Source organism: Bacteroides sp. CACC 737 (genome assembly GCF_013874375.1).
Classification (GTDB): Bacteria; Bacteroidota; Bacteroidia; order Bacteroidales; family Bacteroidaceae; genus Bacteroides; species Bacteroides uniformis.
Map to the genome: position 1 here is coordinate 4,363,449 of NZ_CP059408.1, position 24,014 is coordinate 4,387,462.

General features: G+C 48.2%; 17 protein-coding genes. 11 read left to right on the forward strand and 6 right to left on the reverse strand.

Annotated features, from left to right (window positions below; all coding sequences use genetic code 11):
• Nucleotides 1–74: 74 nt before the first annotated feature.
• Nucleotides 75–923: an AraC family transcriptional regulator gene (locus tag H1A11_RS18095; RefSeq protein WP_117966310.1), complete on the reverse strand. Its 849-nt coding sequence runs from the start codon at nt 921–923 to the stop codon at nt 75–77.
• Nucleotides 924–1,143: 220 nt separating this feature from the next.
• On the opposite strand from H1A11_RS18095, the gene H1A11_RS18100 reads away from it, so the two are divergent.
• The 9 genes from H1A11_RS18100 to rodA all read left to right on the forward strand — a co-directional run bounded on the left by H1A11_RS18100 (nt 1,144) and on the right by rodA (nt 14,454).
• Entirely contained in the window at nt 1,144–2,637 is a 1,494-nt protein-coding gene (locus H1A11_RS18100) for an ATP-binding protein (protein WP_138346156.1), read from the forward strand.
• Between the two features lie 104 nt (nt 2,638–2,741).
• Nucleotides 2,742–4,703: a ribosomal protection-like ABC-F family protein gene (gene abc-f / locus H1A11_RS18105; protein ID WP_181757577.1), complete on the forward strand. Its 1,962-nt coding sequence runs from the start codon at nt 2,742–2,744 to the stop codon at nt 4,701–4,703.
• A gap of 20 nt (nt 4,704–4,723) precedes the next feature.
• Nucleotides 4,724–6,760 (forward strand): M13 family metallopeptidase, encoded by a 2,037-nt coding sequence (locus H1A11_RS18110; RefSeq protein WP_117966316.1) that lies wholly within the window; start codon nt 4,724–4,726, stop codon nt 6,758–6,760.
• Nucleotides 6,761–6,920: 160 nt separating this feature from the next.
• Nucleotides 6,921–8,444, forward strand: coding sequence for a bifunctional phosphoribosylaminoimidazolecarboxamide formyltransferase/IMP cyclohydrolase (gene purH, locus H1A11_RS18115; protein ID WP_174646425.1), 1,524 nt, complete (start codon nt 6,921–6,923; stop codon nt 8,442–8,444).
• Nucleotides 8,445–8,568: 124 nt separating this feature from the next.
• Nucleotides 8,569–9,591, forward strand: a complete 1,023-nt coding sequence (locus tag H1A11_RS18120; RefSeq protein ID WP_005828544.1) for a rod shape-determining protein — start codon at nt 8,569–8,571, stop codon at nt 9,589–9,591.
• A complete protein-coding gene (gene mreC / locus H1A11_RS18125; protein ID WP_117966322.1) occupies nt 9,591–10,436 on the forward strand; it encodes a rod shape-determining protein MreC in 846 nt (281 codons plus the stop codon). The genes H1A11_RS18120 and mreC overlap by 1 nt, the downstream gene beginning before the upstream one ends.
• Nucleotides 10,437–10,534: 98 nt before the next feature.
• Nucleotides 10,535–11,038 carry a rod shape-determining protein MreD gene (gene mreD / locus H1A11_RS18130; RefSeq protein WP_005828540.1) on the forward strand — a complete coding sequence of 168 codons (504 nt, stop codon included), beginning with the start codon at nt 10,535–10,537 and terminating at the stop codon, nt 11,036–11,038.
• 19 nt (nt 11,039–11,057) lie between these two features.
• On the forward strand, nt 11,058–12,926 hold the full coding sequence (gene mrdA / locus H1A11_RS18135) for a penicillin-binding protein 2 (protein ID WP_117966324.1): 1,869 nt from the start codon (nt 11,058–11,060) through the stop codon (nt 12,924–12,926).
• A gap of 70 nt (nt 12,927–12,996) precedes the next feature.
• Nucleotides 12,997–14,454 carry a rod shape-determining protein RodA gene (rodA, locus tag H1A11_RS18140; RefSeq protein ID WP_061412063.1) on the forward strand — a complete coding sequence of 486 codons (1,458 nt, stop codon included), beginning with the start codon at nt 12,997–12,999 and terminating at the stop codon, nt 14,452–14,454.
• Between the two features lie 317 nt (nt 14,455–14,771).
• On the opposite strand, the gene H1A11_RS18145 is transcribed toward rodA, so the two are convergent.
• The 5 genes from H1A11_RS18145 to H1A11_RS18165 all read right to left on the reverse strand — a co-directional run bounded on the left by H1A11_RS18145 (nt 14,772) and on the right by H1A11_RS18165 (nt 20,827).
• Nucleotides 14,772–15,257, reverse strand: coding sequence for a gliding motility lipoprotein GldH (locus H1A11_RS18145; protein ID WP_117966327.1), 486 nt, complete (start codon nt 15,255–15,257; stop codon nt 14,772–14,774).
• Nucleotides 15,235–16,608 carry a regulatory iron-sulfur-containing complex subunit RicT gene (locus H1A11_RS18150; RefSeq protein WP_171030462.1) on the reverse strand — a complete coding sequence of 458 codons (1,374 nt, stop codon included), beginning with the start codon at nt 16,606–16,608 and terminating at the stop codon, nt 15,235–15,237. Before H1A11_RS18150 ends, H1A11_RS18145 begins: the two co-directional genes overlap by 23 nt.
• 73 nt (nt 16,609–16,681) lie before the next feature.
• On the reverse strand, nt 16,682–17,809 hold the full coding sequence (locus tag H1A11_RS18155) for a DNA polymerase III subunit delta' (protein ID WP_117966333.1): 1,128 nt from the start codon (nt 17,807–17,809) through the stop codon (nt 16,682–16,684).
• A gap of 65 nt (nt 17,810–17,874) precedes the next feature.
• Complete coding sequence (gene metF / locus H1A11_RS18160) at nt 17,875–18,828, reverse strand: methylenetetrahydrofolate reductase [NAD(P)H] (RefSeq protein WP_117599230.1); 954 nt, start codon at nt 18,826–18,828, stop codon at nt 17,875–17,877.
• A gap of 91 nt (nt 18,829–18,919) precedes the next feature.
• Complete coding sequence (locus H1A11_RS18165) at nt 18,920–20,827, reverse strand: fimbrillin family protein (protein WP_117599231.1); 1,908 nt, start codon at nt 20,825–20,827, stop codon at nt 18,920–18,922.
• Between the two features lie 340 nt (nt 20,828–21,167).
• Here H1A11_RS18165 and metA point away from each other — a divergent pair, with 340 nt between their 5' ends.
• A complete protein-coding gene (gene metA, locus H1A11_RS18170) occupies nt 21,168–22,085 on the forward strand; it encodes a homoserine O-succinyltransferase (RefSeq protein ID WP_117599232.1) in 918 nt (305 codons plus the stop codon).
• 32 nt (nt 22,086–22,117) lie between these two features.
• Nucleotides 22,118–23,983, forward strand: coding sequence for a U32 family peptidase (locus tag H1A11_RS18175; RefSeq protein ID WP_181757578.1), 1,866 nt, complete (start codon nt 22,118–22,120; stop codon nt 23,981–23,983).
• Nucleotides 23,984–24,014 lie beyond the last annotated feature (31 nt).

A 24,014-nucleotide genomic window follows, 5' to 3' on the forward strand; every position in this document is an offset into this window, starting at 1 on the left:
TGACGGACTTCTCTTATTGAGGAATGCGGGTATTCTCAGGACAGAATATCCGCATTTTGGGTTTTGAGTAGATTTTATTGTTTTGAGGATGTACGGAATTTCTGAGGAGGTATTCCCGTATGACGTTTAAAGAATTTGTTGAAGAAGGCCGCATTATTAAAACCTAGACTCACGGCTATATCCTTTATCGGAGTGTTGGCGGTACAAAGCTGTGCTTTGGCATCCATGATGATAGTATTGTTGATGATTTCCATGGCTGTATGTCCTGATTCCTTTTTGACAAGGCGGCAAAGAGCTGCCGGCCTCATATTCATTTTCAATGCATAATAGGACACTTGATGCTCCCGGACATAGTCTGTGTGTACCAATCGGATAAAAATGCGGTATTGGTTGAAATGCCTGCTGCCCGGAGTCTCTTTTATCCTAGGGTGTTCCGGGCAGAGTTCGGATATGCCTTGTAACAGATATGCCAGTAGAGTTTGCAATGAAACTAGACTTGAGGGGCTTTCTGTTCTTTGATAGAGGTGTGACAAATAGGTCATGAACTCAGCATAAAGCTGGAAGTTCTTTTTCGATAGAGGAAAAATATAGTGTTTACCTATAATGTGAAACTTATCCATCATGACCTTACCGACTCCTGCACTTTGGATAAGTTGTTTGGAAAATATGACGACATATATTTCAGTATCGTCTGACGTGTGTAGTAATTGTACGAAGGTCTCAGGAGGAATAGCTAGGAGAACGTTAGCTTCAACCTTGAATTGGGTATGGTTTATGATGGTTTTCAGAACTCCTTTGATACACAAAACGAAGATACTGGCCTTGGTGTGGTATGGCTTTTTCACTAGCGGATTCAGTTCACTGGTTGTGATATGATTGCAGGCAATGAACTCGTCATTTATATTGAATTCGGATATATTCATGTTGGAGATTTTAAGACGCAAAAATGGGGGATAATAATGTATAAATGACAGAGGTAACAGTTAAAATCAATATTACGCTCAACTTATCTCTGTTAAATAAGGTAAAGTTGTGAATAATAGAATATATACATATTAAAATGGAATATTGATTTATAAGGGTTTGTTTGTGGTATAAGCATTTTAACCCGAACTTTGCTTCTTGTATGATAAACCAATTCTGATGAATCCGAATGTTCCTCAAGAAGTACGTATAATAAATGCCATCTCCGAGCAGTTGTTCAACTCATGGCCCGTCAGCATTATTATGATTGATTTGGAAGATTGTATCTGGCGTCTGAATCAGCAGGTGATGAATGAACTCCAATTGAATGAGTATGTGATAGGGCGGCGTATCACTGACTTATTGGAGGTGGTATGTGATAAAAAGAATGTGTTAGAAGACCTTTTGCTGCAACTTCGGGAGAGGGATGTGCGGATTATTCCCTTAGATACCAATTGCTTTATACGTGAATTGAAGAGTGGTATAAGTTTTCTGATACAAGGTGCTATGGTGGGAATTCATGAAGATGGACAATTGGTGAGGATTGTACTCTATTTCAGGAATGTGTTGGAAGAACGGACACAGAAGCATTTGCTGAATATTGCGCTGAGTCGTACCCAGATATTTCAATGGTCTTTCGACATGGAACATAATCTGATGATTATAGAACCGCGTTATTTTGAATATTTGGGGATTCCTACGCGTGACTATACGCTGACGCCTGAGGAATTCGCATTTCTGATTCATCCGGACGACCGGAAGGGAGTGTTTGATGCTTTGGCTTTACAGTTGCATGGTAATTTGTACGAATGCCCAGTGGAATACCGTTTACGGCGGGGAGACGGCAAGTGGGAGTGGTTTGAGGCGCAATCTACCTATGTGGGGCAATTGACGGATTTGCCGTTCCGTATCATCGGTATTTGCATGAGTACGCAGAAATACAAGGATACGGAGAATAAATTGAACGAGGCTTTGCAGAAAGCGCAACGTAGCGATGAGTTGAAGAGCGTATTTCTTGCTAATATGAGCCACGAGATACGTACGCCGCTAAATGCCATTGTGGGCTTCTCTACACTACTGGCTTGTGGGGATGCCGACTTGTCACGGCAGGAGATTATGGAATTCACGTCTTTGATTGAAAAGAACAGCCAGTTGTTAATGGTGTTGATTTCAGATATTCTGGATTTGTCCAAGATAGAATCGAACACAATGGAGTTCCATTTTGAGAAGGTTTCTTTAAATGGCATATTGGAAAGCATTTACAGTGCGCAGAAGATGAATCTTCGGAAAGGAGTGGAGTTACTGCTAGACCTTCCGGACCGGGCGGCAGTTATCTATACAGATCCTACGCGTTTGGGGCAAGTTGTCAACAATCTTATCAATAATGCGGTGAAGTTCACTGCTGAAGGACGCATAACCATAGGGTATAGGCTGAAGGACTTTGCTACATTGGAAGTCTTTGTGGAAGATACGGGAACTGGCATGTCGGAAGAAGTTCTGGCGCACATTTTTGAACGTTTCTATAAGGGAGATGCTTTTGTGCAGGGCACGGGATTGGGATTGGCCATTTGCAGGACTATCGTTGAAAGGTTTCATGGAAAAATAGAAGTGGCCTCAACTCTTGGCAAGGGGAGCCGCTTTGCAATTGTCCTTCCGCAGGAAATGCGGGAGTAGTGTTTTCTTTCTTGGATATTTGATGTAATTATGTGAGCGTATGATATTGTATAACGTTGAAAATCGCTACCTTTGCAGTCTTGAACGATAAATTCATTGACACTATGATATCTGTAGAAGGACTGAAGGTAGAATTTAATGCCACTCCTCTGTTCGAAGACGTCTCTTATGTTATCAATAAGAAAGACCGTATAGCTCTTGTCGGCAAGAATGGTGCCGGTAAGTCCACCATGCTCAAGATATTGGCTGGCATTCAGCAGCCCACTGCCGGCATTGTTGCCGTTCCTCGCGAATGTACTATCGGGTATTTGCCCCAAGTGATGATACTCAGTGACAAGCGCACCGTGATGCAGGAGGCTGAACTTGCCTTCGAGCATATTTTTGAGATGCAGGCGGGCATCGAACGCATGAATCAGCAACTTGCCGAACGTACCGACTACGATAGTGAGGATTACCAGAAACTGATTGACCGCTTCACCCACGAAAACGAACGTTTCCTTATGATGGGAGGCACCAACTACCGTGCCGAAATAGAGCGCACGCTCCAAGGGCTGGGCTTTAGCCGCGAGGACTTTGACCGCTCTACAAGCGAGTTTTCCGGTGGTTGGCGTATGCGTATAGAGCTTGCCAAGCTGTTGCTTCGTCGTCCGGATGTGTTGCTGCTCGACGAGCCTACCAACCACCTTGACATCGAGAGTATCCAGTGGTTGGAGAACTTCCTTTCCACCCGTGCCAATGCGGTGGTGCTTGTCAGCCACGACCGCGCCTTTTTGAACAATGTCACTACGCGTACCATCGAAATAACTTGTGGACGCGTTTACGACTATAAAGTGAAATACGATGAGTTCGTGGTGCTTCGCAAGGAGCGCCGGGAGCAGCAACTGCGTGCTTACGAGAATCAGCAGAAGCAGATACAAGATACGGAAGACTTTATCGAGCGTTTCCGGTACAAAGCTACCAAGGCTGTGCAGGTGCAAAGTCGCATCAAGCAACTTGAAAAGATAGAACGTATCGAGGTGGATGAGGAAGACAACTCCTCTTTGCGCCTGAAGTTTGTTTGCAGCAGCCGTAGCGGTAATTATCCCGTCATCTGCGAGGATATGGAGAAATCCTACGGTGAGCACATTGTTTTCCATGATGTGAATTTGACCATCAACCGAGGAGAGAAGGTTGCTTTTGTCGGTAAGAACGGCGAAGGAAAGTCTACGCTTGTAAAGTGTATTATGGGTGAGATTACGGATTATACCGGAAAACTTACACTGGGACATAATGTGCAGATTGGATATTTTGCCCAGAACCAGGCACAACTTTTGGATGAGAACCTAACTGTATTCGATACGATTGACCACGTGGCCGTAGGGGATATCCGCCTCAAAATTCGTGATATTCTGGGTGCTTTCATGTTCGGCGGTGAGGCTTCGGATAAAAGGGTGAAGGTGCTCAGCGGTGGAGAGCGTACCCGGCTTGCCATGATAAAACTGTTGTTGGAGCCGGTGAATTTTCTGATTCTCGACGAACCTACGAATCATCTTGACATGCGTTCCAAAGATGTACTGAAGGAAGCTATCCGCGATTTTGACGGGACGGTGATAATAGTCAGTCATGACCGTGATTTTCTGGACGGACTTGCGACTAAAGTATACGAGTTTGGTGGCGGACTGGTGAAGGAACATTTGGGAGGAATTTATGATTTCCTGCAAAAGAAGCAGATAGAGAGCCTGAATGAGTTACAGAAATCTCCTTCACTTTCCGCTTCGCCCACTGCCGGTAAGGCGGCATCAGGAAATGCTGGTGCAGAACCGGTTCAGCCCTCGGCTGCCAAGCTCTCCTATGAGGAGCAGAAGGAGCTTAACAAGAAACTTAAGAAGCTGGAACGCCGCGTTGCCGATTGTGAAGCGGAGATAGAGCAGACGGAGGCTGCCATTGCCATTCTTGAGGCTAGGATGGCTACACCGGAGGGTGCTTCGGACATGTCGCTTTATGAGCAGCACCAAAAACTGAAAGAGCAGCTTGACCGTGTGATGGAAGAGTGGGACGCGGCTACTGTAGAGTTGGAGAATCACTAACTATTATATTTTATATATTTATGAAAGCAAATCATTTGTTACCCATTGCAGCATTCTGTCTGATGACGGCATCCTGCAACACCGGCAAGCAGCAGGCTGAACTTACAGCAGGCATCCAGCTCGCCAATCTTGACACAACGGCTCTACCCGGAACTGACTTTTACCAATACGCATGTGGCGGTTGGATGAAGAACAATCCAATTCCTGCTGAATACTCACAGTACGGTTCTTTCACTATCCTTGCAGAAAACAACCGCAAGCAGATTCAAGGACTGATTGAAGAACTTGCCGCCACCCAGCACGAAGCCGGCAGCGTGGCACAAAAAATCGGTGACTTGTACAAAATCGTAATGGACAGCGTGAAGCTGAACAAGGACGGTGTGGCCCCCATCAAGGCTGAACTCGACCAGCTGGCTGCTTTGAAGGACAAGAAAGAGCTTTATGCCTTGCTGGGCGATATGCAGAAGAAAGGTATCATCGTCTACAACGTGCTGTATGTTGGCGCTGACGAAATGAACAGTAGCATGAATGCCGTACAGACCTATCAGACCGGGCTGAGCATGGGCGAACGTGAATACTATCTGGAGAATGATGAGGCTACTGCCAAAATTCGTGATGCTTTCCGTACACATGTACAGAAGATGTACCAGTTGGCTGGTTTCGACGAGGCTACTGCCAAGAAAGGTATGGAGGTGGTGATGGATGTGGAAACACGTCTTGCCAAGGCTTTCCGCTCTCGTACGGAGTTGCGTGACCCACATGCCAATTATAACAAGATGAGCATGGAAGAGTTGAAGAAGAATTATCCTACTTTCGATTGGGATGCTTATTTGTCTGCCATGGACTTGAAGGATGTGAAGGAAATCATCGTAGGCCAGCCCGCTTCACTGAAAGCTGCTGCCGATATCCTGGATACGCTGCCCATTGAACAGCAGAGCCTTTATTTGCAATGGAAATTGATTGATTCTGCCGCAAGCTTGCTGAACGATGCTATGGCAGAACAGAACTTCGACTTCTACAGCCGCACTATGAGCGGTACACAAGAGATGCAGCCCCGCTGGAAGAGAGCGGTAAGCACTGTAAGCAGCGCGCTGGGCGAAGCTGTAGGTCAGATGTACGTGGAGAAATATTTCCCTGCTGCTGCCAAGGAGCGTATGGTTACTTTGGTGAAGAACTTGCAGGAAAGCCTGGGCGAACGTATCAAGAATCTTGCCTGGATGGGTGATTCCACTAAGGTGAAAGCTCTGGAGAAACTGGCTACCTTCCATGTGAAGATTGGTTATCCCGACACTTGGAAAGACTACTCCACACTGGAAATCAAAAACGACTCTTACTGGGCAAACATGGAACGTGCCAACGAGTGGAGCCATGCCGAAATGATAGCCAAAGCCGGCAAGCCGGTGGATAAGGATGAATGGCTGATGACTCCGCAGACCGTCAACGCATACTATAACCCGACTACGAACGAAATCTGTTTCCCCGCCGGTATCCTGCAATATCCTTTCTTCGATATGAATGCGGATGACGCCTTCAACTACGGTGCCATCGGTGTGGTAATCGGTCATGAAATGACTCACGGATTCGACGACCAGGGTCGCCAGTACGACAAGGACGGTAACCTGAAAGACTGGTGGACTGCTGAAGATGCCAAGAACTTTGACGAGCGTGCCCAGGTGATGGTGAACTTCTTCGATAGCATCGAGGTTGCTCCGGGCGTATATGCCAACGGACGCATGACATTGGGTGAGAATATTGCCGACCACGGTGGTCTGCAGGTTTCTTATCAGGCATTCAAGAAAGCTACGGCTGCCAATCCGTTGCCGGTGTTGGATGGTCTTACTCCCGAACAACGTTTCTTCCTGGCATACGCAGGTGTATGGGCCAATGATATTCGTCCCGAAGAAGTGCTGAACCGCACGAAGAGCGATGTGCATTCATTGGGCGAATGGCGTGTAAACGGTGCATTGCCGCAAATCGGTGCTTGGTATGAGGCATTTAACGTGACAGAAAAAGACCCGATGTTCTTGCCGGTAGAAAAACGTGTATCTATTTGGTAAACCAACAAAATAACCCTTAAAAAAAGGCGGCAGACTGGAAACAGATGCCGCCTTTTTTAATTATACCTAATTTATTGTGTATGAATGTATGTATGAATAAACAAAATTTGTAACTTTGCGCATCAAATACTAATATACGCATACTTTAATACGCAAATCCATGTCTGAAACAAAAAGAATCAAAACAGCTCTGGTATCTGTTTACCATAAGGAAGGTTTGGACGAAATCATTACCAAACTGCATGAAGAAGGTGTAGAGTTCCTCTCAACCGGTGGAACACGTCAGTTTATAGAATCTCTGGGCTATCCCTGCAAGGCAGTGGAAGACCTCACTACATACCCTTCCATCCTGGGCGGACGCGTAAAGACTTTGCATCCGAAGGTTTTTGGAGGTATCCTTTGCCGCCGCGGATTGGAGCAAGACATGCAACAGATTGAAAAATATGAAATTCCCGAAATAGACCTCGTCATCGTTGACCTCTATCCGTTTGAGGCTACAGTTGCCAGTGGTGCCGAAGAACCTGCCATCATCGAAAAGATTGACATAGGCGGTATCTCCCTGATTCGTGCCGCTGCCAAGAATTACAACGACGTGGTTATCATCGCTTCGCAAGCACAATACCAGCCGTTCCGTGACATGCTGATGGAACACGGAGCCACTACTACCATCGAAGAACGCCGTTGGTTTGCCAAAGAGGCGTTCGGAGTGTCTTCACACTATGATTCTGCCATCTTCAACTATTTTGACGGTGAGGAAGGTTCCGCTTTCCGTTGCTCTGCCAATAGCCAGAAGACTTTACGCTATGGCGAGAATCCGCACCAGAAAGGTTATTTCTATGGCAATCTGGATGCTATGTTCGACCAGATTCACGGTAAGGAAATCTCTTATAACAACCTGCTCGACATCAATGCTGCCGTTGATTTGATTGACGAATTCAAGGATACTACTTTCGCTATCCTGAAACATAATAATGCTTGTGGACTGGCTTCACGTCCCACTGTGCTCGAAGCATGGAACGATGCGCTTGCCGGTGACCCGGTATCCGCTTTTGGTGGTGTGCTCATTACAAATGCCGTGATTGACAAGGCTGCTGCCGAAGAAATCAATAAAATTTTCTTTGAGGTAATTATCGCTCCCGATTATGATGTGGATGCGTTGGAAATCCTCGGTCAGAAGAAGAACCGTATTATCCTGGTTCGCAAGCCGGCAGCTCTGCCTAAGAAGCAGTTCCGTTCTTTGCTGAATGGCGTATTGGTTCAGGACCGCGACCTTAAGGTGGAAATTCCTGAAGAATTGAAGACTGTAACTACGAAGGCTCCCACTGCACAGGAAATTGAGGATATGCTCTTTGCAAACAAGATTGTGAAGAACAGTAAGTCGAATGCCATTGTGTTGGCAAAAGGAAAGCAGTTGTTGGCAAGTGGTGTAGGCCAGACCAGCCGTGTGGATGCTTTGAAGCAGGCTATCGAGAAAGCCAAAAACTTCGGTTTCGACTTGAATGGCGCTGTAATGGCAAGTGACGCATTCTTCCCCTTCCCCGACTGCGTGGAAATTGCCGGCAATGAAGGTGTAACAGCCGTCATCCAGCCGGGTGGGAGCATCAAGGATGAACTCTCGTTTGAATATTGCAACGAGCATGGCATTGCCATGGTAACTACTGGGTTCCGTCACTTTAAACATTAAGGTCATTTACTATTTGACGATTTACTATTTACTATTTGCCGGGAGGTGTCATTGTAGGTGGAGGTCGTCAGATAGCAGATCTGCCAAATAGTAAATAGTAAATCATTTAATAGTAAATCAATAGATGGGATTATTCTCTTTTACACAAGAAATAGCGATGGACCTTGGCACAGCCAATACCATCATCACCACGAATGGTAAGATTGTGGTGGATGAGCCTTCGGTGGTGGCTTTGGATCGTCGTACCGATAAGATGATTGCCGTGGGTGACAAGGCAAAGATGATGCACGAAAAGACCCACGAAAACATACGTACCATCCGTCCGTTGCGCGACGGTGTGATTGCTGACTTCTATGCTTGCGAGCAGATGATACGCGGACTTATCAAGATGGTGAACAACCGTAACCGTCTTTTCTCTCCGTCACTCCGCATGGTGATTGGTGTTCCTTCGGGCAGTACCGAAGTGGAGCTGCGTGCCGTGCGCGACTCTGCCGAGCATGCCGGCGGGCGCGACGTTTATTTGATTTTCGAGCCGATGGCTGCTGCCATCGGTATCGGTATCGATGTAGAGGCTCCCGAAGGCAACATGATTGTTGACATAGGTGGTGGTTCTACGGAAATTGCCGTAATCTCTTTGGGAGGTATCGTAAGTAACAACTCCATCCGCATTGCCGGTGACGACTTGACTGCCGATATTCAGGAATACATGAGCCGCCAGCACAACGTGAAGGTCAGCGAGCGTATGGCTGAGCGTATTAAGATTAATGTGGGTGCTGCCTTGACGGAACTCGGTGAGGATGCTCCTGAAGACTATATCGTTCATGGTCCGAACCGCATCACGGCATTGCCCATGGAAGTGCCGGTATGCTATCAGGAAGTGGCGCACTGCCTGGAGAAGTCTATCTCTAAGATTGAGACAGCCATCTTGAGTGCATTGGAAAATACGCCTCCCGAATTGTATGCCGACATTGTTCACAACGGCATCTACCTTGCCGGTGGCGGTGCATTGCTTCGTGGACTGGATAAGCGTTTGACTGATAAAATAAACATACCGTTCCACATTGCGGAAGACCCCTTGCATGCCGTTGCCAAAGGTACGGGCGTGGCATTGAAGAACGTTGACCGCTTCTCATTCTTGATGCGGTAATGCGGAATTTATTAAACTTTCTCATTAAATATAATTACTGGTTCCTCTTTCTACTGTTAGAGGTTGCCAGTTTTATTTTATTATTTCGCTTCAACCATTACCAGCAGAGTGTGTATTTCACCTCTGCCAATGGCGTGGCAGGGAAGGTTTATGAAATATCGGGTGGCATCACTTCTTATTTCCACTTGAAGACGGCCAACGAAGACCTGCTCGACCGCAACATGTGGCTGGAGCAGCGGCTTTCGTTTCTGGAAAATGTTTTGAAGGAGAAAGGATTGGACTCCGCCAGGTTGTACAGCATGGAACGGCTTGCTCCTACGGAGTATCAGATATTCAAGGCGAATGTCATAAAGAACAGCTTGAACAAGGCTGACAATTATATCACTTTAGACCGTGGAACAACAGAAGGTATCCGTCCTGAGATGGGAGTTGTAGATGCCAATGGCGTGGTGGGTATTGTGTATAAGACCTCTCCCCATTATTCGTTGGTCATTCCGTTGCTGAACAGCAAGTCGAGCATCAGCTGTAAGATTGTGGGTAGTGATTATTTCGGTTATTTGAAGTGGGAGGGAGGTGATTCCCGTTTTGCCTATCTGAAGGATTTGCCCCGGCATGCCGAATTCAATCTGGGAGATACAGTAGTGACCAGCGGCTATTCCACCGTGTTTCCAGAAGGTGTCATGGTGGGGACGGTGGATGACATGTCCGACTCGCACGACGGGCTTTCGTATCTGTTGAAGATAAAGCTGGCTACAGACTTTGGAAAGGTGAGTAATGTGCGCGTCATTTCCCGCAACGGGCAGGATGAACAAAAGACATTGGAGTCGAGGGCGGACGAGAAGTGACTAAGAAATTAGGGATTAGGGGTTAAGGATTAATCATCTTTATATCTTATAACTATACACTCAATAACTTGTAACTCGTAACTTATAACTCATTAGCGTTGTTAATTAATTATCTGCATAAAATAGGATGGTTCATAGGCTTGGTACTGTTGCAGGTGCTGATATTGAACAATGTGCATATTGCAGGATATGCCACTCCATTTCTGTATATCTACTTGATACTGAAGTTTGAGTCGGACACTCCCCGCAATGCGTTGATGTTGTGGGCATTCTTTTTAGGGCTGGCTGTCGACGTCTTTTCCGACACACCGGGGATGAATGCTGCCGCTACGGTGTTGCTGGCTTTCTTGCGTCCCACTTTCTTGCGGCTGTTCGTGCCTCGTGACACGCTGGATACACTGGTTCCGGCCATCCGTACAATGGGGATTCTTCCTTTCCTGAAATATCTGGTTGTGAGTGTGCTGATACATCACGGCTTGTTGCTTACCCTCGAATTCTTCTCTTTTGCCCATATCGGTACGCTGTTGTTGAGAATTGCGGCAAGTACCCTGCTTACTGTGACTTGTATTATGGCTGTTGAGGGAATAAGAAAGAAAGGATAAAGGGATTAAGGATTAGGAATTGATGAAAGACTATACACTGGAAAAGCGGAAATATGTAATTGGAGCGGCGGCTATTGTCATCGTTCTTATTTACGTGTTCCGGCTGTTCGACCTGCAAATCATGACTGATGACTACAAGAAGAACGCGGACAGCAACGCTTTTCTGAACAAGATACAATATCCATCACGGGGGGCTATCTACGACCGTAACGGTAAGTTGCTCGTGTTTAACCAGCCTGCCTATGATATTACGTTTGTGCCTCGGGAGGTGACGCAGCTGGATACACTCGACCTTTGCAGTGCCTTGAACATTACCCGTGAACAGTTTGACAAACGGATGAAGGACGTCAAGAACCGCTGGATGAACCCCGGTTATTCCAAATACACCCATCAGGTGTTCATGACGCAGCTTTCTGCCGAAGAGTGCGGTGTGTTTCAGGAGAAGCTGTTCAAATTTCCAGGTTTCTATATTCAGCGGCGTACTATCCGCCAATATACCTATAACTCTGCCGGCCATTTGCTGGGGGACATCGGCGAAGTGTCCAAGAAAGACATTGAGAACGATGACTATTATATTCGCGGAGACTATATAGGCAAGCAAGGCATCGAGAAATCCTATGAAAAGTATCTGCGTGGAGAGAAGGGGGTGGAGATTCTGCTTCGTGACGCTCACGGGCGCATCCAGGGACACTACATGGACGGACAGTTGGACCGTTCCTCCGTACCCGGCAAGAACCTGACGTTGGGCATCGACATTGACCTTCAGATGTTGGGAGAACGACTGCTTCAACACAAAATCGGTGCCATTGTGGCCATCGAACCGGCTACGGGTGAGATACTATGCATGGTTTCCTCGCCTACCTTTGACCCTCATCTGATGATAGGACGCCAGCGGGGAAAGAACCACCGCCTGCTGCAGATGGACAAGCGGAAGCCTTTGTTGAACCGTGCCATCATGGGAGCTTATCCGCCGGGCTCCACCTTCAAGACGGCACAGGCACTGACTTTCCTTCAGGAAGAGATTATCCACGAAGATTATCCGACTTTCCCTTGTGCGCATGGTTTCAATCATAAAGGCCTTCATGTGGGATGTCACGGACATGGTTCGCCTCTGTCGCTGATTCCTGCCATCGCTACCTCTTGTAATTCCTATTTCTGTTGGGGATTGTATCGCATGTTCGGTGATAAAAAATACGGTTCGCCGCAGAATGCCATTACCGTATGGAAAGACCACATGGTATCGCAGGGCTTCGGCTATCGGCTCGGTACCGACCTCCCCGGCGAGCAGCGTGGCCTCATACCGAATGCCAAGTTTTACGACAAGCCCTATCGGGGCTCGTGGAACGGTCTGACGGTTATCAGTATCGCGATTGGGCAGGGAGAGATTCTTGCTACACCCTTGCAGATAGCCAATCTGGGTGCCACCATTGCCAACCGGGGGCATTTCATTACTCCGCACATCGTGAAGGAGATAGAAGACAATGAACTGGACAGCATCTATCGCAATCCCCGTTATCCCACCATCGACCGCGAATATTATGAAATGGTGGTGAAAGGTATGCGTGCCGCTGTAGACGGAAGTACGGGTAGCGCCACTTGCCGCATGGCGGGAGCCATCCTGCCGGGTGTGGAGGTCTGCGGAAAGACGGGTACGGCACAGAACCGCGGCAAGGACCATTCTGTCTTTATGGGCTTTGCCCCGATGGACAACCCTAAGATAGCCATTGCCGTCTATGTGGAGAACGGTGGTTTCGGTGCCACGTATGGCGTACCTATCGGTGCCATGATGATGGACCAGTATCTGCATGGAAAGCTGTCGCCCGAGAATGAGATACGGGCGGAAGAATTCAGTAACCGGGTGATACTTTACGGAGATGAGGAGAGATGATGATTAGGGGTTAGGGATGAACGGTGAGTGACTTCAATAGTAAATAGTAAATCGTAAAATTGTAAATAAATTGGTGACGAGGAGAGATAGCATATGGAAATCATTGGACTGGGTGACGATTGTCGTTTACCTGCTGCTGATTGTATTCGGCTGGTTCAGTGTTTGTGGAGCAAGTTATGATTATGGTGACCGTGACTTTCTGGACTTCTCTACGCGTGCCGGCAAGCAGTTTGTCTGGATTATATGTTCCTTCGGGTTGGGGTTTGTGCTGCTGATGCTGGACGATTCCCTCTATGACATGTTCTCCTACCTTATATATATAGGGCTGATGCTGTTGCTGATTGTCACGATATTCATTGCGCCCGACACGAAAGGGTCGCGGTCGTGGCTCATCCTGGGGCCGGTCAGTTTGCAGCCGGCGGAGTTTGCCAAGTTTGCCACGGCGCTGGCGCTTGCCAAGTATATGAGCGCTTACTCGTTTACGATGAAGAACTGGAAAAGCTCCCTTATGCTGGCTTTCCTGATTCTCTTCCCCATGTTGCTGATTATCCTGCAGCGGGAGACGGGTTCGGCATTGGTGTACTCTGCATTTTTCCTGATGCTTTATCGGGAGGGAATGCCGGGCGTGGTACTGTTCTCGGGTATATGTGCAGTGGTCTACTTTGTGGTGGGCATCCGTTTTGATGCGGTGATGATTGCCGATACGCCGACGCCTATCGGAGAATTTGCCGTGTTGCTGATGGTACTGCTTTTTGCCGGAGGAATGGTATGGGTTTATAAAAAGCGTTGGGAACCCACGCGGAATATTATCGGCGGTTCGCTGGGAGTGCTGCTCGTGGCTTATCTGATTTCGGAATACGTGGTACCCTTCAACTTGGTGTGGGTGCAGTGGGGGCTTTGTGCACTTGTTGTCGGGTATCTTGTCTTTCTTTCTTTAAGCGAGCGCCATTTATCTTATTTTCTGATTGGGCTGTTTGCTTTGGGTTCGATAGGTTTCCTCTACTCCAGCGACTACTTCTTCAATAAAGTGCTGGAGCCCCATCAACAGATACGTATCAAGGTGGTGCTCGGTATGGAAGAGGACCTTGCTGGTGCCGGCTATAACGTGAACCAGTCGAAGATAGCCATCGGTTCCGGGGGGCTGACCGGCAAAGGTTTCTTGAACGGTACGCAGACAAAGCTGAAGTATGTGCCGGAGCAAGATACGGACTTCATTTTTTGCACCGTGGGTGAGGAGGAAGGATTCGTAGGGTCTACGGCTGTACTGTTACTGTTCCTTATTCTTATTTTACGGCTGATTGCCGTGGCCGAGCGGCAGCAATCTCCCTTTGGCCGGGTGTATGGTTACTCTGTGCTTAGTATATTCTTGTTCCATCTATTCATCAATATAGGCATGGTGCTGGGACTGACCCCCGTCATCGGTATCCCGTTGCCTTTCTTCAGTTACGGAGGTTCTTCTCTTTGGGGATTCACAATCCTGCTGTTTATTTTCCTGCGGATTGATGCGGGACGTAATCGCCGAATTTAGTTATGACCGTTTCCTTGTGGGACATACGAATGGACTTGATTATCATTACATTGCATTTGCACATTGTTGACATCGTAATGTAAAGGCTGTTACATCGCATTGTAACGTCCTTTACGCTGTATTGTAACGACCTTTACACTATATTGTAACGCCCTTTACATGCTGGTGTAACGGCCGATACATTCTGGCGTAAAAGACGTAACGCTATGAGGTAAGAGGGCAAGTTATGATACCCCGCCCGTTTCCGCTTCAAGGAGACGTGAGTGGGAGACTGAGATGGTTGTTAGAAGAAGGTGATAAAGAACAATAGGGAGTTCCTATCTCTTCAGTTTGATGCCGATGTCATTGATTCCTTGCAGCCTTTCGTCCGGTAGCGTATAGGCCACTTTAAAGAGGTAGGTGCCGGGTTTGCCGATTTGAACGCTTCCTGCGGAGACGGCAGTCTGATAGAGACCTCCCCAGCCGTCACCTTTCCAGATCCCTTCTTTGTCCGCCAGGATTAGCTGTATGGTGTCTGCGGGGGAAGGGATGGAATCTGCGGTGGTGTAGCAGATGGATAGAGGTAGATTCTGATAGGGGTAGTTGCTTCGGTTACGAACTTCCAGAGACAGTTTGTAGTAGGTCAGTGAGTCGGTGACCTTCACGTCGAAAGAGAGCGTGTCTTCGCGCGGCCAGCCTTCGGTGGGGAGGGATTGGAAGGAATGGTATACGGTCTGTTTGTCGCAAGCGCTCAGCAGGCTTGCGACAAACAGTAGTATGATACCTTTCAGGCAGAGATTCCTATTCTTGAGCCGGTTTGTCATTTTGGGCAGGTCTTTCACCTTGAGGTTTGGGCTTATTGTTACGGGGCGGACGACGGTTGTTATTGTTCCGTTGTTGACGTTCGCCTTGTTGCTGTTCACCTTGTTTGGGTACTTGCCGGTCTTGTTTCTGTCTCGGTTGCCGGTCTTGCCTGGATTGTTCTCTCTGGTTGTTGGATTGGGGAGCACCCTGCTCACCTCCTTGCGGACGACCGTTCCCACTCTTTTTCTTTCTCTTGTTACGGCTGTTGTTGCTGTTCTCGTTACCGTTGCCGTCACCGCCACTCTTGCCTTTCCGGCTGCGGTCAAAGCGTGTGAGGCTCTCTTGTTCCAGCAAGTCCACCGGCTTTTTGGGTTCGGAGCGATGGGCTTCTTCTATCAAGCTGTCGGGCTTGATGCCACGTTTGTTCAAACCGATAATCTCGAAGGCGCGTCTGCCGCTGATGGTCACCAGGTTGGCAGGGATGTTCTTGTCGCTTGAGTAGGTTATCTGGTTGCTCAGAATGTCGGCTTTGAAGAAGAAGAACTCGCCGTCTTTGGTTTCCAGGGTAATCTCGCGTGAGGGCAGGCGTTTCTGTGCTTCCACGTAGCAGTCCACTTCGTAGTTGAGGCAGCACTTCAGCTTGGCGCATTGTCCGGCAAGTTTCTGCGGATTCAGTGATATGTCCTGGAAGCGTGCAGCGCTGGTAGATACCGACACGAAGGAGGTCATCCAGGTGGCGCAGCAGAGTTCGCGTCCGCAGGGACCGATGCCACCAATGCGTCCGGCTTCCTGGCGGGCGCCAATCTGTTTCATCTCGATGCGCACGCGGAAGGCGTCGGCAAGGACCTTGATGAGCTGGCGGAAGTCCACACGCTCGTCGGCGATGTAGTAGAAGATGGCTTTGTTGCCGTCTCCCTGGTATTCCACGTCACCAATCTTCATGTTGAGGTTGAGGTCCAGGGCAATCTGGCGCGAGCGTATCATGGTGGCGTGCTCGCGGGCTTTTGCTTCGTTGTACTTCTCCATATCTACGGGCTTCGCCTTGCGGTAGATGCGTTTGATGTCTGCCTCGGACTTGATATTGGCTTTCTTCATTTGCAGCGGCACGAGGCGTCCGGTCAGGGTCACCACGCCGATGTCATGTCCGGGGGTGGCTTCTACGGCTACGATGTCGCCTTTCTCCAGGGGTATCTTGTTGCTGTTGCGGAAATATCCCTTGCGGGTATTCTTGAACTGAACCTCTACCAGCTCGCTCTCATCGGCATTGCCCGGAATGTCTGCCAGCCAGTCGTAGGTGTTCAGTTGCTTGTCCTGCCTGCCGCAACTCTTGCAGCAGAGACCTCCGCTTCCGTTATGTAGTTTAAATTCCATCATCTGTTTATTTACTATTTGACTATTTACTATTTACGATTTGATACTTTGCATTTCATTATCTTGCCACTTTTCATTGTTTCAATAAAACAATCATTTTGAGGGAGAAGTCGAAGAACACCATGCGGGCGTTCACGTTCTGCTCGATGTGGCGCTGCGCTTCACTCAGTTCGTCCATGATGCCCACGACGTTACGCTCGTTGACAAAGGGGGCGAAGCGGGTGGCGAAGTTCTGTTCGGGCAACGTCATGTAGTTCATCTCCTTGCGGTGCAGGTTGTAGATGAAGTTCTCGCGGGTCATACGCTGGCAGTAGTCCAGGAAGTTCTTCTGCCGTTCGCGTCCCATGGCGGCAAGCTGCTCGCTCCATTGTTTCATTTCCCGTATCTTGCGCTGGTAGGAGAGTCGCATCAGGCTGACAAAGAGATTGAAGAACAGTTCGTTCTCCTCGTTCAGATGGATGGTCTCCAATGCTTTGATAAAGTCTCCGTTTGCCAGGTGGGCTATGGTCTCGCTGTCGCGGGGCTGCACTCCGTACTTCTGCTGTAAGGCTCCTGCTATGTCAACTTCTTCAATCTTGGGGATGTTGAAGCGTTGCGTGCGGCTGAGGATGGTGGGCAGTATCATTTCCGGAGCTTCGGAAATGAGGAGGAATATCGTTTTCTCGGGCGGCTCTTCCAGCAGCTTCAGCAGCTTGTTGGCGCAGACTTCGTGCATTTTTTCGGGCAGCCATACGATGGTGACTTTGTAACCTCCTTCGCTGGATTTCAGACTGAGCTTGCGGGTTATCTCGTCGCTTTCTTTGGCATAAATGATGGCTTGCCCGTTTTCGGCATCCATCTCGTTCAGCCAATGATTCAGTCCGAAGTAGGGGCTGTTCAGCAGCAGGTGCCGCCAGTTGGTGATATAGTCGTCGCAGACTTCCTTTTTCCCTTTGGCACTCTTGACGATAGGGTATACGAAGTGTACGTCCGGGTGCACCAGCTTGTTCCATTTCACGCAGGAGGGACAAGTACCGCAGGCATCGGTTTCCGTCCGGTTGGGACAGCAGATGTAGCGGGCATAGGCAAGTGCCAATGGGAGTTTTCCTACTCCGGCAGGGCCACAGAAGAGTTGTGCGTGGGGGATACGTCCTTCCTGCACTTCTTGTATCAGCCTTTGCTTGGCTGGCTCTTGGCCTATTATGTCCTTGAAACTGAACACGGGGTAATGAGTTATAAGTTATGAGTTATTACTTGTGATACTATCATTTGTCAATTATCAATTGTTCAGTATATTTGTTTGGCTACTTCCTTGATGCTGTCTGTAGCTCCTACCGAGTAGAAGTGGAGGCTTGGGACGCCATGGGCTATCAGCTCTTTGCACTGCTGCACGCACCATTCGATGCCTACTTGCTGGGCTTCTGCGTCGGTGTTGCACTTCAGAACCTCTTGGGTCAGTTCCTTGGGCAAATCTACTTTGAACGTCTTGGGTATCATGCTGAGTTGTGACAGCTTCTTGAAGGGCTTGATGCCCGGGATAATCGGGATGGTGACACCGGCTTGGCGGGCGCGTTCCACGAAGTCGAAATATTTCCGGTTGTCGTAGAAGAGCTGGGTCACGGCATACTCTGCACCCATTTCCATTTTCTTCTTCAGCCAGTAGATGTCTGTATCCATGTTGGGGGCTTCTTCATGCTTTTCCGGATAGCAGGCTACGCCGTACGAAAATGGGGTATTGGTAACTTTCATCTCGGAGCCGTCCACAAAGATGCCTTTATTGAAGTTGTTGATTTGTTCTTGTAGTTCGACGGCGTGGTGGTAACCGTTGCCTACGGGGATAAACGAAGATTCGTGCTTTGCCTTGTCGCCACGAAGCACCAGCAGGTCGGTGATGCCGAGGAATTGCAGGTCGAGCAGCACGTACTCCGTCTCCTCGCGGGTGAAGCCGCTGCAAAGGATGTGCGGCACCATGGTGATGTTGTACTTGTTCTGGATGGCAGCAGCTACGGCTACGGTGCCGGGGCGGCGGCGCAGGCGGTTTCGCTGGAACAATCCGTTGCCGAGGTCTTTGTACACGTACTCGCTGCGGTGCGTGGTGATGTTGATGTATTTGGGGTCGAATTCCCGTAACGTATCTATGGTCTGATACAGCTTTTCGATGCCCGTACCTTTCAGTGGTGGCAATATTTCAAAGGAAAAAGCTGTTTTTTCGTTACTGTTTATCAGGTCGATTACTCTCATTTCTCTTTCGTTATCTTTGTCCGATTGGCAAAAATCTTGCACATTGGGAACAAAAATACAAAAAAGAAATGAGAAATGTCGAAATTGCCGGCTATTCTTTTATACAGCGGATGGAAAGAGCTTTATAGTAGGGCTTGCCGGTGACATGGGCGGCGCTTGAGACAAACTCGTCGCTTTCGCCGAGAAAATAAATGGTGCTTTCCGAAAGGGTATGCTTTGTATGATCCCAACTCCAGAAGGCGGTCATTTTGTTTGGACTGTTGTGCCCCTTGTTGTACCACATTCCTACGGGAAAAGCATTGAACCGGGTATAGTTGTTGACGGGGGCTACTTCACCGGATACCATTGTCTGCCATTCTCCGGCTTTTAGTATGGAGCTGTCGTTGCCGGTATAGCTTTTCAGCTGTTCCCAGTCTGCATCCGATGGTATTTTCCAGCCTTCGGGTACCAGCTCTCCTGCCAGTATGGCTTCTCCATTGTAAAAATAAATATCATACTTATCCGGCTTGTAATATCCGGCTTTGTCTGTTCCCAAATCAATCTGTTTTTTCAAGGGAGTTCCGTCACGGTAGGTGGTGGCATGGAGTTCTTTACCCATCCAGTATTGGGCTCCAATCTTGACAATGGGGTATTCGGTAGACACTCCTTTTCTGATGTCTCGAAGGGTGTAGCATGCCACATTCACCTTGATGGCGTTTTCCGGCTTTTCCAGAAGTAGTTTATGGCTGTTGTCTATATAGAGCTTGTCTATGCCGGTATATTCCCCTTTAGTGTAGGTAAATCCATAGTCGTCTGTATTCCAGCTTATTCTTCCTCCGCAGATGGTGTCTTTACGGTCCGCAAGCTGTAGGATGACGCCATTGCTCAGGTCGGCCTTTTCATTTTTACCTATGGGATAGGCTATAACGGCTCTGGAAGTCAATGACGCTGATTTGAGATATTCCTTGCAGACTTCTGCAATGGGTATCCCTTCGTGATAAATTCTGTACACATTTGAAAGAGAAAAGGAGAGAGCGGAAATATGTATGGCAGTGTAATCTTCCATATTGTCGGTGTCGATGGGAGGGAGGCTGCTCCATTCCTTGATTTTGCCGGCAAAGCTACTCAGGACGTTGCTGTTGCTCTGCATGGCTGATATGTTGATGATACATTGCGTGCTGCTACTCATTTCCACTTCGGGTATTGCACAACTGTATATACGTCCGCTCCACTCCATAATGAAGGATTGCTTGCCATCATTTATCGTTTGGGGTATGATAATGAATTCCTTGCCGGTAAGTTTGTTGTCTTTGACACTCCATTCACCGGAGGCTATGATGTCTTGTGTCCCCGTAAGATTACTGAAAGTCCCGTCTTCCAGATTATAATCGGCCGAGGTCTTGAGCCCGGTTGCGATGATACGCGGATTGGCTTTCAGCAAATCATTGGCAGAGTTGCTTGTGTCGGGTGTCAGAGAGATTGCCAGTTTGGACAGCTTGTGTTGGAACTCCAGGGTTACAGATTTGGTTTTATTGGTGATTCCTTGCGCTTTTGCTACCAAGAAGTCACTTTGTGCGCGGTTTTTCTCATTGCTTTGGTCTATCTGTACAGATACGGGAAGAACGGGTGTACCGGCAACTACCCCTTCGGTTTGGTAAGGGTGGTAACTGATAAAGTCCAGTGGCACATCTCCTTCCGGATAGAATACTGTCTTTTGGGGAATCAGTGTAGAGCCTTCCGTATATTCCAGAGCCAGATTGTCAATATACCGTTTCCCCTTGATAGAGCCGGAGGAAGTGGTTGCAAACAAGCCCATTTTGTCTCCTTTTTCAAAGGCGGTGTTTGTGACCTTGGTACTGGCCTTTTCTATTTTGATAGAGAACGTGATAGGCGTCGTCCCTTCCTCGATTTCCGCTTCTGATTCTTCGTCAATCCGGTTCACACAAGCTGTATTCCCTAAGGACACGCAGCAGAATAAAGAGGCAGCTAAGACTCCTCTTGCAAGAATAAGTTTTTTCATTATATTATTATTGCGGGGCAACGGTTTTTCCGCTTTCCCAGTTATACTCAATGAACCTTGTCTTAAAAATGTGGATTTAGCAGAGCTATAACCGGTATGGAAAAGTCTTTTACGCTTTTGGATGCTAATTATCAGTATCACGCTTGATGCCGCAGTGCTTTTTAACCTTATTTTTTAATAACTTTTAATAGGTTTCGGGTACAAATGTAATTAAACGTGTTAAATGAAGAGGGATAAATCGATAAAACTTTTATAATTTATTTATCACACTCTGATTTTTTGCCTAACTTTACACGCTAAAATAGTAGACAGTAATAAGTTAAACCATAGATATAAACTCATGCCTTTAAATTTACCCGATAAACTACCCGCTATCGAGTTGCTGAAAGAGGAGAATATTTTTGTCATTGATAATTCCCGGGCAACCCAGCAGGATATCCGTCCGCTGCGTATCGTGATTCTGAACTTGATGCCGCTAAAGATTACAACGGAAACGGACTTGGTGCGTCTGCTTTCCAATACTCCGCTTCAGGTGGAAATCTCGTTCATGAAGATAAAAAGCCATACTTCCAAGAACACTCCGATAGAACACATGAAAACATTCTATACGGATTTCGACAAGATGCGCGGTGAAAAGTACGATGGCATGATTATCACCGGTGCTCCGGTAGAGCAGATGGATTTTGAGGAGGTGACTTATTGGGATGAGATTATTGAAATCTTCGACTGGGCGCGTACGCATGTCACCTCTACGCTCTACATCTGCTGGGCGGCGCAGGCAGGGCTCTATCATCATTATGGAGTGCCGAAGTATGCACTGGATAAGAAGATGTTCGGTATCTTTGAACATCGTACCTTGCAACCGTTGCATCCCATTTTCCGTGGATTTGATGATATATTCTATGTGCCGCATAGCCGCCACACGGAAGTGCGCCGGGAAGATATACAGAAGGTTCCGGAATTGACGCTGCTTTCCGAGTCGGAGGATGCCGGTGTATATATGGCGGTGGCCCGTGGAGGGCGTGAGTTCTTCGTGACCGGCCATTCGGAATACTCTCCGTTGACGCTGGACACAGAGTATCGCCGTGACTTGAATAAGGGCCTGCCCATCGAGATACCCCGTAACTACTATGTGGACGATGACCCGGACAAAGGAGTGTTGGTGCGTTGGCGTGCCCATGCCAATCTGTTGTTCTCCAATTGGCTGAATTATTTTGTATATCAGGAGACACCGTATAATATTAATGATATAGAGTGAGTAGCGTGTCACTTGTCACTCGTAATTGAACAATGATAAAACAACGTAAAATAGAGCTGCTGGCTCCTGCCAAGAATTTGGAGTGTGGCATAGAAGCTGTGAATCATGGAGCGGATGCGGTCTACATCGGTGCACCCAAGTTCGGTGCGCGTGCTGCTGCTGTCAACTCTTTGGAGGATATTGCCGCTTTGGTGGAGCATGCCCATCTGTATAATGCCCGTATCTATGTGACGGTCAATACCATTCTGAAAGAAGAAGAGCTGAAAGAGACAGAGAGGATGATTTGGGAATTGTACCGTATCGGTGTGGATGCGCTGATTGTACAGGACATGGGGATTACGCGGCTGAATTTGCCGCCCATCCCGTTGCATGGCAGTACACAGATGGATAACCGTACGCCGGAGAAAGTACGTTTCCTTGCCGATGCCGGTTTCCGTCAGGTGGTGTTGGCACGCGAACTTTCTTTGCAGGAGATACGCGGTATCCATGAGGCGTGTCCCGACGTGCCGCTCGAAGTCTTTGTACACGGGGCTCTTTGCGTCAGTTATAGCGGGCAGTGCTATGTCAGCCAGGCTTGTTTCGGACGGAGTGCCAACCGGGGGGAATGTGCGCAATTCTGCCGTTTACCCTTCAGTCTGGTAGATGCCGATGGCAAGACCATTGTGCGTAATAAGCATTTGCTTTCTTTGAAAGACCTCAACCAAAGTGAGGTGTTGGAAGAACTGCTGGATGCCGGAGCCACTTCCTTGAAGATAGAAGGCCGCTTGAAGGATGTGACGTACGTGAAGAATGTGACGGCGGCTTACCGTAGGCGACTCGATGCCATTTTTGCCCGTCGCAAGGAATATGCCCGTGCCTCTTCGGGCACTTGCCGTTTCGATTTTCAGCCACAGTTGGACAAGAGTTTCAGTCGTGGTTTCACTCATTACTTCCTGCAAGGAAGGGGAGGGGAGATCACTTCGTTCGATACGCCCAAATCTTTGGGAGAGGAGATGGGCACTTTGAAGGAACAGCGCGGGGGCTATCTCACGGTGGCAGGCATAAAGCCTTTCCACAACGGAGACGGTGTCTGCTTCTTGGATGAGCAAGGACGTTTGCAAGGTTTCCGTATCAACCGGGTGGATGGCAACAAGCTCTATCCGGCAGGGGAAGTGCCCCGTATTAAACCACGTACCCGGCTTTATCGTAACTTCGACCAGGAATTTGAACGTATCCTTACCCGTAAATCCTCCGAACGCAAAATCGGTGTTTGTTGGGAGTTGGCAGATAATTCTTTCGGATTTAGCCTGACGGCTGCGGACGAAGATGATAACCGCGTGACACTTTCTTTCCCTTATCCGAAGGAGTTGGCACGTACACCGCAGGCGGATAACCTGCGCAGCCAACTGGCTAAGTTGGGAAATACACCTTTCGAGGTAGCCGGGCATTTATCAGAAGAGGCGTCGGGTATCAGGCTCAATCTTTCTGCGAACTGGTTCATTCCTGCTTCTGTGGTGGCAGACTGGCGCCGGCAGGTGATAGATAAGCTGATTGAGGCTCGGCGTGTTACTTATCGTCGTGAGCTGGCTGTTTGGAAACCGACCAGCCATGCTTTCCCAGCTACTTCGCTGACCTATCTGGGCAATGTGATGAACAGTGCTGCCCGGAGTTTTTACCGTGAGCATGGACTCTCGTCTATAGCGCCTGCCTATGAGGCACAAGCGGTTCCAGAGGCTGTGCTCATGTTTTGCAAACATTGCCTGCGTTTCAGTATGGGATGGTGTCCCACCTATCAGAAAGGACATTCTCCCTATAGGGAACCTTATTATTTGGTTGAGACGGACGGCAAGCGTTTCCGCTTGTCGTTTGATTGTAAGAATTGCCAGATGAAAGTCATTGCTCATGAAGAGCCGCTTTAATGAAGGACGAAGAATGAGGAATTACTAATAA

What these genes read in the sequence shown, in the direction of transcription:
- H1A11_RS18095 (WP_117966310.1), bottom strand. Translation starts at nt 923, where the DNA reads ATGAATATATCCGAATTCAATATAAATGACGAGTTCATTGCCTGCAAT.
- H1A11_RS18100 (WP_138346156.1), top strand. Translation starts at nt 1,144, where the DNA reads ATGAATCCGAATGTTCCTCAAGAAGTACGTATAATAAATGCCATCTCC.
- abc-f (WP_181757577.1), top strand. Translation starts at nt 2,742, where the DNA reads ATGATATCTGTAGAAGGACTGAAGGTAGAATTTAATGCCACTCCTCTG.
- H1A11_RS18110 (WP_117966316.1), top strand. Translation starts at nt 4,724, where the DNA reads ATGAAAGCAAATCATTTGTTACCCATTGCAGCATTCTGTCTGATGACG.
- purH (WP_174646425.1), top strand. Translation starts at nt 6,921, where the DNA reads ATGTCTGAAACAAAAAGAATCAAAACAGCTCTGGTATCTGTTTACCAT.
- H1A11_RS18120 (WP_005828544.1), top strand. Translation starts at nt 8,569, where the DNA reads ATGGGATTATTCTCTTTTACACAAGAAATAGCGATGGACCTTGGCACA.
- mreC (WP_117966322.1), top strand. Translation starts at nt 9,591, where the DNA reads ATGCGGAATTTATTAAACTTTCTCATTAAATATAATTACTGGTTCCTC.
- H1A11_RS18145 (WP_117966327.1), bottom strand. Translation starts at nt 15,257, where the DNA reads ATGACAAACCGGCTCAAGAATAGGAATCTCTGCCTGAAAGGTATCATA.
- H1A11_RS18150 (WP_171030462.1), bottom strand. Translation starts at nt 16,608, where the DNA reads ATGGAATTTAAACTACATAACGGAAGCGGAGGTCTCTGCTGCAAGAGT.
- metF (WP_117599230.1), bottom strand. Translation starts at nt 18,828, where the DNA reads ATGAGAGTAATCGACCTGATAAACAGTAACGAAAAAACAGCTTTTTCC.
- H1A11_RS18165 (WP_117599231.1), bottom strand. Translation starts at nt 20,827, where the DNA reads ATGAAAAAACTTATTCTTGCAAGAGGAGTCTTAGCTGCCTCTTTATTC.
- metA (WP_117599232.1), top strand. Translation starts at nt 21,168, where the DNA reads ATGCCTTTAAATTTACCCGATAAACTACCCGCTATCGAGTTGCTGAAA.
- H1A11_RS18175 (WP_181757578.1), top strand. Translation starts at nt 22,118, where the DNA reads ATGATAAAACAACGTAAAATAGAGCTGCTGGCTCCTGCCAAGAATTTG.